Raw genomic sequence first — 11,544 nt, 5'->3', positions numbered from 1 at the left:
AAAATGCTCCTTTCAGCCTGATATTCCTCCCGCCGTTCGGGTCTGCAATGCTGATACTGCTTCGCGTCACCCTGACCACTTCAAGCCCCGCCTCTGTGAGCGCCTGAATCACATCCTGACGGCCTTTTATCTCTCCGGCATGGTAAAGTGCGTCTATACCGCGTGTAACGCTCTCAGCAAGTGCCTGTTTCGTTTCCGGCAGGTTATCAGGAAGGGTCAGCGTCCGGCGGTTCTCCGGGGCGTTGGGGTCATGCAGTCCGTAATGGTGATTCACCAGCGTCTGCCAGGCATCAATTCTCGGCCTGTCTGCGCGGTCGTAGTACGGCTGGAGGCGTTTTCCGGTCTGTAGCTCCATGTTCGGAATGACAAAATTCAGCTCAAGCCGTCCCTTGTCCTGGTGCTCCACCCACAGGATGCTGTACTGATTTTTTTCGAGACCGGGCATCAGTACACGCTCAAAGCTCGCCATCACTTTTTCACGTCCTCCCGGCGGCAGTTCCTTCTCCGCGAACGACAGAACACCGGACGTGTATTTCTTCGCAAATGGCGTGGCATCGATGAGTTCCCGGACTTCTTCCGGATTACCCTGAAGCACCGTTGCGCCTTCGCGGTTACGCTCCCTCCCCAGCAGGTAATCAACCGGACCACTGCCACCACCTTTTCCCCTGGCATGAAATTTAACTATCATCCCGCGCCCCCTGTTCCCTGACGGCCAGACGCAGCCGGCGCAGCTCATCCCCGATGGCCATCAGTGCGGCCACCACCTGAACCCGGTCACCGGAAGACCACTGCCCGCTGTTCACCTTCCTCGCTGTCTGATTCAGGTTATTTCCGATGGCGGCCAGCTGACGCAGTAACGGCGGTGCCAGTGTCGGCAGCCTCCCGGAACGGGCAACCGGCTCCCCCAGGCAGACCCGCCGCATCCATACCGCCAGTTGTTTACCCTCACAGCGTTCAAGTAACCGGGCATGTTCATCATCAGTAACCCGTATCGTGAGCATCCTCTCGCGTTTCATCGGTATCATTACCCCATGAACAGAAATCCCCCTTACACGGAGGCATCAGTGACTAAACAGGAAAAAACAGCCCTTAACATGGCGCGCTTTATCAGAAGCCAGACATTAACGCTGCTGGAGAAGCTCAACGAACTGGACGCGGATGAACAGGCAGACATCTGTGAATCGCTTCACGACCACGCCGATGAGCTTTACCGCAGCTGCCTCGCACGCTTCGGGGATGACGGTGAAAACCTCTGACACATGCAGCTCCCGGAGACGGTCACAGCTTGTCTGTGAGCGGATGCCGGGAGCTGACAAGCCCGTCAGGGCGCGTCAGCAGGTTTTAGCGGGTGTCGGGGCGCAGCCCTGACCCAGTCACGTAGCGATAGCGGAGTGTATACTGGCTTAACTATGCGGCATCAGAGCAGATTGTACTGAGAGTGCACCATATGCGGTGTGAAATACCGCACAGATGCGTAAGGAGAAAATACCGCATCAGGCGCTCTTCCGCTTCCTCGCTCACTGACTCGCTGCGCTCGGTCGTTCGGCTGCGGCGAGCGGTATCAGCTCACTCAAAGACGGATATACGGTTATCCACAGAATCAGGGGATAACGCCGGAAAAAACATGTGAGCAAAAAAGAGGCCCCGAAAAAAGGCCGCGCCGGTGGCGTTTTTCCATAGGCTCCGCCCCCCTGACGAGCATCACAAAAATCGACGCTCAAGTCAGAGGTGGCGAAACCCGACAGGACTATAAAGATACCAGGCGTTTCCCCCTGGAAGCTCCCTCGTGCGCTCTCCTGTTCCGACCCTGCCGCTTACCGGATACCTCTCCGCCTTTCTCCCTTCGGGAAGCGTGGCGCTTTCTCATAGCTCACGCTGTTGGTATCTCAGTTCGGTGTAGGTCGTTCGCTCCAAGCTGGGCTGTGTGCACGAACCCCCCGTTCAGCCCGACCGCTGCGCCTTATCCGGTAACTATCGTCTTGAGTCCAACCCGGTAAGACACGCCTTAACGCCACTGGCAGCAGCCATTGGTAACTGGACAAGGTGGATTGAGATATTAAGAGTTCTTGAAGTGGTGGCCTAACTGAGGCTACACTAGAAGGACAGTATTTGGTATCTGCGCTCCACCAAGCCAGTTACCTTCGGGAAAAAGAGTTGGTAGCTCTTGATTCCGGCAAACGAACCACCGTTGGTAGCGGTGGTTTTTTTGTTTACAGGCAGCAGATTACGCGCAGAAAAAAAGGATCTCAAGAGGATCCTTTGATCTTTTTTCAAAACCCCTCTCAATTCAACAAATGGTGGGGGAAACGATCAACAAAATGGCGGAGAGGGTAGGATTCGAACCTACGATACGCTTGTCGCATATGGCCTCAAGAGAGCCCTGACTTAGACCACTCGCCCACCTCTCCACAAAAAACAATACATATTTAACAAATAACATCCAAGACACTATAAGAGAAAAAATAGAGACGCATCACATAAATAAAGGAGACATCAATGATCAAACACTAACATGATCTCTATCATTGATATGTATAAGTCATAATTAGCAAAATATTTTCTTTGTGACAAAGGAAGCATAACTATGCCAGACCTAGAAATAATGCCCTTACAAAGTCCAGATTTTTATAAAAAAAACAAAAGAGCAATATACGAGGGCTATAAATGTAATTGTACAAAAGACTGGAAAAAAGAAGACAGATTTGTTGTATACAAAGCAGATTGCACAGGAATCGATGAGATAATAAACACAGAAATATCAGATGACAACATAGATACTGTAATAAAACTAGCCGAAAAATACACATCAGACAAGATTATTATATCTGGTGGACATACTGTTGTGAATTTGAATGACCGTTTTTCAGTTAGTAATGAGGTTGAAAAATCGGCTAAATTTTGCATTGACTACATAATAAAATCAACACATGAGCTAAATATAAAACCTGATTTCCTCATGGAAATAAATGATTTCTACATGGAAAAATCAAATGGCGAAGATATCGATGGTGGTAATATTTATAGAAAACTAGCCACATCACCCTATATAATACCAGAAGTAATAAATAACTATATTATAGAGAAACAGAATCAGCATAATATAAAAATAAATTGTTTCTATGTTAGTGAAAAAAACATGGCAGATCGTTTTAAACGACACATTAAAAGAAAAGAAAAAGAAAAGCCATTTTTTAAAGAAAACAACTCTGTTTTTATGAATGTCGATGGTTCATCATTTGAAGTGATAAAAAATAACAAACCGACTTGTGCAGCAGGTAACGCAGCTACATTTCGCTCGATTCGATATAAAATTTCATCGAACAAGACATTTGACAATTACACATCACACATAGGTGTATTCCCATTGTGCTCAATGGCTAATGTAATTAATGGCTATAAAGCAGCAGCATCTTTTTATAGTAATTTTAATCTTCCATGTTTACTTATTTTCTTTGGAACATCATGCTTCAAATGAAAGGTTCAAAAATGAAGATAAATAGCATCCAATGGCCAGTAACATTCTTTGCAACATCATTTGGGGCAGGGATTTTTTTCCTACCCCAGACTGTAGGCCCCAAAGTCATAGGAACTCACGGAACAATAACAATACTGATTTTATCATCTTTGGTATCTTTATTAGGGCAATTTACATTTTATAGATTCATTTTAATTACAGACAAAAAAGAATACGTTAGTTCTGCCATATTATTTATCGGAAAAAAAGCCGCAAATGCTATCAGTATTGCATTCCTATTATCAATGCTGTTAATAGCAATTATAAACATAACAACAATGATAAATATTATTTGCTTTAGCCTAAGTCTAAATGGTTCAGAGCGAATATTTGTGTCACTGATTATTTCTGCAACCCTTGGTTCTTCTTTTATCTTTTTTAATTCAAAGATAGAGCATCTCGCATCAGGAATAGCATTTCCATCTTTGCTTATTGTACTGTTCTTATCTATATATTTCTATTCACATCCAGCACATCCACATTCTACAGAAATACAAAATATTAGTACAAGTAATTTACTTACTCTATTTCCAGTTGTTTTATTTAGTTTTAATTTTTCACCATGTATACAACGCTTTGCTCAAAACAAAAAAGATACAGCCGGTGATTTACGTTTTTTCATGTTTGGGATACTATTAATTTTAATATTTATCTCATTCATCGTGTTCTCATTAAGCAATATATTCTCACCTTCAGACATAAAAAACATGCGCGAGATTAACAGCGATGCATTATCATATAGCGCCAACGTAACAAAAAATAGTTTCGTTGCTTACATTTCCATATTAACCATGATTTTAATTACCAGCGGTGCATATACAGGTACACTAACAGGCGTTGTTGATACAATAGTATCCCTTGGATTTAAAAACAAAACATTAATCGTTTTTGTCGTATCTGTTATCACATTTATAGCAGGCGAAGCCAATTTCGAAATTATAAAAGTTATTGCTGCATTATCAACCCCAATTATAGCAATAACAGTATTCATTATCCCATCAGCATTCTTTTTAAAAACAAATTGTAACAGTATTTTTAGAAAAATAATGATGACGTTGAACCTGCTCATAGGTATTGGAATATGCTTCCTAGCCATCATATTATGATTATTCCTCACCCAAATATTCTGACGAGTTTATCTTAATCGTCACAACCAAATGTGGAAAATGGGGGGATCATCCAAACCATTTAACATAACGACAATATTGTACGCACCGCTAAAACGCGTTCAGCGCGATCACGGCAGCAGACAGGTAAAAATGGCAACAAACCACCCGAAAAACTGCCGCGATCGCGCCTGATAAATTTTAACCGTATGAATACCTATGCAACCAGATGGTACAGGCCACATTCCCCCCACTTAATCCACTGAAGCTGCCATTTTTCATGGTTTCACCATCCCAGCGAAGGGCCATCCAGCGTGCGTTCCTGTATTTCCGGCTGACGCTCCCGTTCCAGGGATAACACATGTTCGCGCTCCTGTATCAACCGTTCCTCTCTTATCTCCAGTTCTCGCTGTATAACTGGCTCAAGCGTTCTGTCTGCTCGCTCAAGTGCTGCACCTGCTGACTCAACTGCATGACCCGCTCGTTCAGCATCGCGTTGTCCCGTTGTGTAAGCGAAAACATCTTCTGCAATTCCACGAAGGCGCTCTCCCATTCGCTCAGCCGCTGCATATAGTCCTGTTGCAGCTGCTCTAAGGCGTTCAGCAAATGAATTTCCAGCTCTGTCACTCTGTGTCACTCCTTCAGATGTACCCACTCTTTCCCCTGAAAGGGAATCACCTCCGCTGATTTCCCGTACGGAAGGACAAGGAATTTCCTGTTCCCGTCCTGCACAAACTCCACGCCCCATGTCTTCGCGTTCAGTTTCTGCAATGTCTCTTCCTGCTTCCTGATTTCTTCCAGGTTCGTCTGTATCCGTCCGCCAAGATACCAGAGCGTCCCGCCACTCGCGGTAAACAGGAGAAAGACTATCCCCAGTAACATCATGCCCGTATTCCCTGCCAGCTTTAACACGTCCTTCCTGTGCTGCATCATCGCCTCTTTCACCCCTTCCCGGTGTTTTTCCAGCGATTTCTCTGTCGAGGCTGTGAACAGGGCTATAGCGTCTCTGATTTTCGTCTCGTTTGAGGTCACAGCCTCGCTGACAGACTCGCCGAGCTTCCTGAACTCGTCGTTCAGCATTTTCTCTGTAGATTCGGCTCTCTCTTTCAGCTTTTTCTCGAACTCCGCGCCCGTCTGTAAAAGATTGCTCATAAAATGCTCCTTTCAGCCTGATATTCCTCCCGCCGTTCGGGTCTGCAATGCTGATACTGCTTCGCGTCACCCTGACCACTTCAAGCCCCGCCTCTGTGAGCGCCTGAATCACATCCTGACGGCCTTTTATCTCTCCGGCATGGTAAAGTGCGTCTATACCGCGTGTAACGCTCTCAGCAAGTGCCTGTTTCGTTTCCGGCAGGTTATCAGGAAGGGTCAGCGTCCGGCGGTTCTCCGGGGCGTTGGGGTCATGCAGTCCGTAATGGTGATTCACCAGCGTCTGCCAGGCATCAATTCTCGGCCTGTCTGCGCGGTCGTAGTACGGCTGGAGGCGTTTTCCGGTCTGTAGCTCCATGTTCGGAATGACAAAATTCAGCTCAAGCCGTCCCTTGTCCTGGTGCTCCACCCACAGGATGCTGTACTGATTTTTTTCGAGACCGGGCATCAGTACACGCTCAAAGCTCGCCATCACTTTTTCACGTCCTCCCGGCGGCAGTTCCTTCTCCGCGAACGACAGAACACCGGACGTGTATTTCTTCGCAAATGGCGTGGCATCGATGAGTTCCCGGACTTCTTCCGGATTACCCTGAAGCACCGTTGCGCCTTCGCGGTTACGCTCCCTCCCCAGCAGGTAATCAACCGGACCACTGCCACCACCTTTTCCCCTGGCATGAAATTTAACTATCATCCCGCGCCCCCTGTTCCCTGACGGCCAGACGCAGCCGGCGCAGCTCATCCCCGATGGCCATCAGTGCGGCCACCACCTGAACCCGGTCACCGGAAGACCACTGCCCGCTGTTCACCTTCCTCGCTGTCTGATTCAGGTTATTTCCGATGGCGGCCAGCTGACGCAGTAACGGCGGTGCCAGTGTCGGCAGCCTCCCGGAACGGGCAACCGGCTCCCCCAGGCAGACCCGCCGCATCCATACCGCCAGTTGTTTACCCTCACAGCGTTCAAGTAACCGGGCATGTTCATCATCAGTAACCCGTATCGTGAGCATCCTCTCGCGTTTCATCGGTATCATTACCCCATGAACAGAAATCCCCCTTACACGGAGGCATCAGTGACTAAACAGGAAAAAACAGCCCTTAACATGGCGCGCTTTATCAGAAGCCAGACATTAACGCTGCTGGAGAAGCTCAACGAACTGGACGCGGATGAACAGGCAGACATCTGTGAATCGCTTCACGACCACGCCGATGAGCTTTACCGCAGCTGCCTCGCACGCTTCGGGGATGACGGTGAAAACCTCTGACACATGCAGCTCCCGGAGACGGTCACAGCTTGTCTGTGAGCGGATGCCGGGAGCTGACAAGCCCGTCAGGGCGCGTCAGCAGGTTTTAGCGGGTGTCGGGGCGCAGCCCTGACCCAGTCACGTAGCGATAGCGGAGTGTATACTGGCTTAACTATGCGGCATCAGAGCAGATTGTACTGAGAGTGCACCATATGCGGTGTGAAATACCGCACAGATGCGTAAGGAGAAAATACCGCATCAGGCGCTCTTCCGCTTCCTCGCTCACTGACTCGCTGCGCTCGGTCGTTCGGCTGCGGCGAGCGGTATCAGCTCACTCAAAGACGGATATACGGTTATCCACAGAATCAGGGGATAACGCCGGAAAAAACATGTGAGCAAAAAAGAGGCCCCGAAAAAAGGCCGCGCCGGTGGCGTTTTTCCATAGGCTCCGCCCCCCTGACGAGCATCACAAAAATCGACGCTCAAGTCAGAGGTGGCGAAACCCGACAGGACTATAAAGATACCAGGCGTTTCCCCCTGGAAGCTCCCTCGTGCGCTCTCCTGTTCCGACCCTGCCGCTTACCGGATACCTCTCCGCCTTTCTCCCTTCGGGAAGCGTGGCGCTTTCTCATAGCTCACGCTGTTGGTATCTCAGTTCGGTGTAGGTCGTTCGCTCCAAGCTGGGCTGTGTGCACGAACCCCCCGTTCAGCCCGACCGCTGCGCCTTATCCGGTAACTATCGTCTTGAGTCCAACCCGGTAAGACACGCCTTAACGCCACTGGCAGCAGCCATTGGTAACTGGACAAGGTGGATTGAGATATTAAGAGTTCTTGAAGTGGTGGCCTAACTGAGGCTACACTAGAAGGACAGTATTTGGTATCTGCGCTCCACCAAGCCAGTTACCTTCGGGAAAAAGAGTTGGTAGCTCTTGATTCCGGCAAACGAACCACCGTTGGTAGCGGTGGTTTTTTTGTTTACAGGCAGCAGATTACGCGCAGAAAAAAAGGATCTCAAGAGGATCCTTTGATCTTTTTTCAAAACCCCTCTCAATTCAACAAATGGTGGGGGAAACGATCAACAAAATGGCGGAGAGGGTAGGATTCGAACCTACGATACGCTTGTCGCATATGGCCTCAAGAGAGCCCTGACTTAGACCACTCGCCCACCTCTCCACAAAAAACAATACATATTTAACAAATAACATCCAAGACACTATAAGAGAAAAAATAGAGACGCATCACATAAATAAAGGAGACATCAATGATCAAACACTAACATGATCTCTATCATTGATATGTATAAGTCATAATTAGCAAAATATTTTCTTTGTGACAAAGGAAGCATAACTATGCCAGACCTAGAAATAATGCCCTTACAAAGTCCAGATTTTTATAAAAAAAACAAAAGAGCAATATACGAGGGCTATAAATGTAATTGTACAAAAGACTGGAAAAAAGAAGACAGATTTGTTGTATACAAAGCAGATTGCACAGGAATCGATGAGATAATAAACACAGAAATATCAGATGACAACATAGATACTGTAATAAAACTAGCCGAAAAATACACATCAGACAAGATTATTATATCTGGTGGACATACTGTTGTGAATTTGAATGACCGTTTTTCAGTTAGTAATGAGGTTGAAAAATCGGCTAAATTTTGCATTGACTACATAATAAAATCAACACATGAGCTAAATATAAAACCTGATTTCCTCATGGAAATAAATGATTTCTACATGGAAAAATCAAATGGCGAAGATATCGATGGTGGTAATATTTATAGAAAACTAGCCACATCACCCTATATAATACCAGAAGTAATAAATAACTATATTATAGAGAAACAGAATCAGCATAATATAAAAATAAATTGTTTCTATGTTAGTGAAAAAAACATGGCAGATCGTTTTAAACGACACATTAAAAGAAAAGAAAAAGAAAAGCCATTTTTTAAAGAAAACAACTCTGTTTTTATGAATGTCGATGGTTCATCATTTGAAGTGATAAAAAATAACAAACCGACTTGTGCAGCAGGTAACGCAGCTACATTTCGCTCGATTCGATATAAAATTTCATCGAACAAGACATTTGACAATTACACATCACACATAGGTGTATTCCCATTGTGCTCAATGGCTAATGTAATTAATGGCTATAAAGCAGCAGCATCTTTTTATAGTAATTTTAATCTTCCATGTTTACTTATTTTCTTTGGAACATCATGCTTCAAATGAAAGGTTCAAAAATGAAGATAAATAGCATCCAATGGCCAGTAACATTCTTTGCAACATCATTTGGGGCAGGGATTTTTTTCCTACCCCAGACTGTAGGCCCCAAAGTCATAGGAACTCACGGAACAATAACAATACTGATTTTATCATCTTTGGTATCTTTATTAGGGCAATTTACATTTTATAGATTCATTTTAATTACAGACAAAAAAGAATACGTTAGTTCTGCCATATTATTTATCGGAAAAAAAGCCGCAAATGCTATCAGTATTGCATTCCTATTATCAATGCTGTTAATAGCAATTATAAACATAACAACAATGATAAATATTATTTGCTTTAGCCTAAGTCTAAATGGTTCAGAGCGAATATTTGTGTCACTGATTATTTCTGCAACCCTTGGTTCTTCTTTTATCTTTTTTAATTCAAAGATAGAGCATCTCGCATCAGGAATAGCATTTCCATCTTTGCTTATTGTACTGTTCTTATCTATATATTTCTATTCACATCCAGCACATCCACATTCTACAGAAATACAAAATATTAGTACAAGTAATTTACTTACTCTATTTCCAGTTGTTTTATTTAGTTTTAATTTTTCACCATGTATACAACGCTTTGCTCAAAACAAAAAAGATACAGCCGGTGATTTACGTTTTTTCATGTTTGGGATACTATTAATTTTAATATTTATCTCATTCATCGTGTTCTCATTAAGCAATATATTCTCACCTTCAGACATAAAAAACATGCGCGAGATTAACAGCGATGCATTATCATATAGCGCCAACGTAACAAAAAATAGTTTCGTTGCTTACATTTCCATATTAACCATGATTTTAATTACCAGCGGTGCATATACAGGTACACTAACAGGCGTTGTTGATACAATAGTATCCCTTGGATTTAAAAACAAAACATTAATCGTTTTTGTCGTATCTGTTATCACATTTATAGCAGGCGAAGCCAATTTCGAAATTATAAAAGTTATTGCTGCATTATCAACCCCAATTATAGCAATAACAGTATTCATTATCCCATCAGCATTCTTTTTAAAAACAAATTGTAACAGTATTTTTAGAAAAATAATGATGACGTTGAACCTGCTCATAGGTATTGGAATATGCTTCCTAGCCATCATATTATGATTATTCCTCACCCAAATATTCTGACGAGTTTATCTTAATCGTCACAACCAAATGTGGAAAATGGGGGGATCATCCAAACCATTTAACATAACGACAATATTGTACGCACCGCTAAAACGCGTTCAGCGCGATCACGGCAGCAGACAGGTAAAAATGGCAACAAACCACCCGAAAAACTGCCGCGATCGCGCCTGATAAATTTTAACCGTATGAATACCTATGCAACCAGATGGTACAGGCCACATTCCCCCCACTTAATCCACTGAAGCTGCCATTTTTCATGGTTTCACCATCCCAGCGAAGGGCCATCCAGCGTGCGTTCCTGTATTTCCGGCTGACGCTCCCGTTCCAGGGATAACACATGTTCGCGCTCCTGTATCAACCGTTCCTCTCTTATCTCCAGTTCTCGCTGTATAACTGGCTCAAGCGTTCTGTCTGCTCGCTCAAGTGCTGCACCTGCTGACTCAACTGCATGACCCGCTCGTTCAGCATCGCGTTGTCCCGTTGTGTAAGCGAAAACATCTTCTGCAATTCCACGAAGGCGCTCTCCCATTCGCTCAGCCGCTGCATATAGTCCTGTTGCAGCTGCTCTAAGGCGTTCAGCAAATGAATTTCCAGCTCTGTCACTCTGTGTCACTCCTTCAGATGTACCCACTCTTTCCCCTGAAAGGGAATCACCTCCGCTGATTTCCCGTACGGAAGGACAAGGAATTTCCTGTTCCCGTCCTGCACAAACTCCACGCCCCATGTCTTCGCGTTCAGTTTCTGCAATGTCTCTTCCTGCTTCCTGATTTCTTCCAGGTTCGTCTGTATCCGTCCGCCAAGATACCAGAGCGTCCCGCCACTCGCGGTAAACAGGAGAAAGACTATCCCCAGTAACATCATGCCCGTATTCCCTGCCAGCTTTAACACGTCCTTCCTGTGCTGCATCATCGCCTCTTTCACCCCTTCCCGGTGTTTTTCCAGCGATTTCTCTGTCGAGGCTGTGAACAGGGCTATAGCGTCTCTGATTTTCGTCTCGTTTGAGGTCACAGCCTCGCTGACAGACTCGCCGAGCTTCCTGAACTCGTCGTTCAGCATTTTCTCTGTAGATTCGGCTCTCTCTTTCAGCTTTTTCTCGAACTCCGCGCCCGTCTGTAAAAGATTGCTCAT

15 protein-coding genes, 2 tRNA genes and 1 pseudogene are annotated in these 11,544 nt (G+C 45.2%); 8 read left to right on the top strand and 10 right to left on the bottom strand.

The genetic code is table 11. The features are described from left to right. A partial coding sequence (mbeA, locus tag AB4H76_RS23800) for a plasmid mobilization relaxase MbeA (protein ID WP_420062624.1) occupies positions 1 to 688 on the bottom strand: 688 nt, incomplete at its 3' end. Next, positions 678 to 1,001, bottom strand: coding sequence for a MobC family plasmid mobilization relaxosome protein (locus tag AB4H76_RS23795; RefSeq protein WP_001430281.1), 324 nt, complete (start codon positions 999 to 1,001; stop codon positions 678 to 680). The genes mbeA and AB4H76_RS23795, both read right to left, overlap by 11 nt. Positions 1,002 to 1,064: 63 nt before the next feature. Between AB4H76_RS23795 and AB4H76_RS23790 the strand changes: the two genes are divergently transcribed. Together AB4H76_RS23790 and AB4H76_RS23785 are read left to right on the top strand one after the other, a co-directional pair. Then, positions 1,065 to 1,256 (top strand): Rop family plasmid primer RNA-binding protein, encoded by a 192-nt coding sequence (locus AB4H76_RS23790; protein WP_000165985.1) that lies wholly within the window; start codon positions 1,065 to 1,067, stop codon positions 1,254 to 1,256. A gap of 668 nt (positions 1,257 to 1,924) precedes the next feature. Next, positions 1,925 to 2,083 carry a replication initiation protein gene (locus tag AB4H76_RS23785; RefSeq protein WP_072672540.1) on the top strand — a complete coding sequence of 53 codons (159 nt, stop codon included), beginning with the start codon at positions 1,925 to 1,927 and terminating at the stop codon, positions 2,081 to 2,083. A gap of 236 nt (positions 2,084 to 2,319) precedes the next feature. Here the strand turns inward: AB4H76_RS23785 and AB4H76_RS23780 are convergent. Further along, positions 2,320 to 2,408: transfer RNA gene (locus AB4H76_RS23780), tRNA-Lys, on the bottom strand. 176 nt (positions 2,409 to 2,584) lie between these two features. On the opposite strand from AB4H76_RS23780, the gene AB4H76_RS23775 reads away from it, so the two are divergent. Both AB4H76_RS23775 and AB4H76_RS23770 read left to right on the top strand, forming a co-directional pair. Then, a complete protein-coding gene (locus AB4H76_RS23775) occupies positions 2,585 to 3,475 on the top strand; it encodes a hypothetical protein (protein ID WP_021512263.1) in 891 nt (296 codons plus the stop codon). An 11-nt stretch (positions 3,476 to 3,486) separates the two neighbouring features. Further along, positions 3,487 to 4,620, top strand: a complete 1,134-nt coding sequence (locus tag AB4H76_RS23770; protein WP_072647583.1) for a hypothetical protein — start codon at positions 3,487 to 3,489, stop codon at positions 4,618 to 4,620. 393 nt (positions 4,621 to 5,013) lie between these two features. Here AB4H76_RS23770 and AB4H76_RS23765 read toward each other — a convergent pair whose 3' ends face one another. The 4 genes and pseudogenes from AB4H76_RS23765 to AB4H76_RS23750 form a co-directional block, all read right to left on the bottom strand. After that, entirely contained in the window at positions 5,014 to 5,190 is a 177-nt protein-coding gene (locus tag AB4H76_RS23765; protein WP_031942548.1) for an MbeD family mobilization/exclusion protein, read from the bottom strand. A 63-nt stretch (positions 5,191 to 5,253) separates the two neighbouring features. Then, positions 5,254 to 5,772 carry an MbeB family mobilization protein gene (locus tag AB4H76_RS23760; RefSeq protein ID WP_001749510.1) on the bottom strand — a complete coding sequence of 173 codons (519 nt, stop codon included), beginning with the start codon at positions 5,770 to 5,772 and terminating at the stop codon, positions 5,254 to 5,256. 367 nt (positions 5,773 to 6,139) lie between these two features. Continuing rightward, positions 6,140 to 6,460 (bottom strand): annotated as a pseudogene (locus AB4H76_RS23755) (nuclease); the annotation flags it as partial. Next, positions 6,450 to 6,773, bottom strand: a complete 324-nt coding sequence (locus AB4H76_RS23750; RefSeq protein WP_001430281.1) for a MobC family plasmid mobilization relaxosome protein — start codon at positions 6,771 to 6,773, stop codon at positions 6,450 to 6,452. The gene AB4H76_RS23750 and the pseudogene AB4H76_RS23755, both read right to left, overlap by 11 nt. 63 nt (positions 6,774 to 6,836) lie before the next feature. Here AB4H76_RS23750 and AB4H76_RS23745 point away from each other — a divergent pair, with 63 nt between their 5' ends. Further along, positions 6,837 to 7,028 (top strand): Rop family plasmid primer RNA-binding protein, encoded by a 192-nt coding sequence (locus AB4H76_RS23745; protein ID WP_000165985.1) that lies wholly within the window; start codon positions 6,837 to 6,839, stop codon positions 7,026 to 7,028. A gap of 668 nt (positions 7,029 to 7,696) precedes the next feature. Further along, entirely contained in the window at positions 7,697 to 7,855 is a 159-nt protein-coding gene (locus AB4H76_RS23740) for a replication initiation protein (RefSeq protein WP_072672540.1), read from the top strand. 236 nt (positions 7,856 to 8,091) lie between these two features. Here AB4H76_RS23740 and AB4H76_RS23735 read toward each other — a convergent pair. Then, positions 8,092 to 8,180 (bottom strand) — tRNA-Lys (locus AB4H76_RS23735). A gap of 176 nt (positions 8,181 to 8,356) precedes the next feature. Between AB4H76_RS23735 and AB4H76_RS23730 the strand changes: the two genes are divergently transcribed. Next, positions 8,357 to 9,247, top strand: coding sequence for a hypothetical protein (locus AB4H76_RS23730; protein WP_021512263.1), 891 nt, complete (start codon positions 8,357 to 8,359; stop codon positions 9,245 to 9,247). 11 nt (positions 9,248 to 9,258) lie between these two features. Further along, on the top strand, positions 9,259 to 10,392 hold the full coding sequence (locus tag AB4H76_RS23725) for a hypothetical protein (protein ID WP_072647583.1): 1,134 nt from the start codon (positions 9,259 to 9,261) through the stop codon (positions 10,390 to 10,392). Between the two features lie 393 nt (positions 10,393 to 10,785). Here the strand turns inward: AB4H76_RS23725 and AB4H76_RS23720 are convergent, their stop codons facing one another. Then, positions 10,786 to 11,019, bottom strand: a complete 234-nt coding sequence (locus tag AB4H76_RS23720) for an MbeD family mobilization/exclusion protein (RefSeq protein ID WP_004026237.1) — start codon at positions 11,017 to 11,019, stop codon at positions 10,786 to 10,788. Between the two features lie 6 nt (positions 11,020 to 11,025). Continuing rightward, positions 11,026 to 11,544, bottom strand: a complete 519-nt coding sequence (locus tag AB4H76_RS23715) for an MbeB family mobilization protein (RefSeq protein ID WP_001749510.1) — start codon at positions 11,542 to 11,544, stop codon at positions 11,026 to 11,028.

Source organism: Escherichia sp. UTM R2 (assembly GCF_048593455.1).
Taxonomy (GTDB): Bacteria; Pseudomonadota; Gammaproteobacteria; order Enterobacterales; family Enterobacteriaceae; genus Escherichia; species Escherichia coli.
The sequence above is the reverse complement of the archived record's forward strand: the minus strand, read 5'-3'. Positions and strand labels throughout refer to the sequence as shown.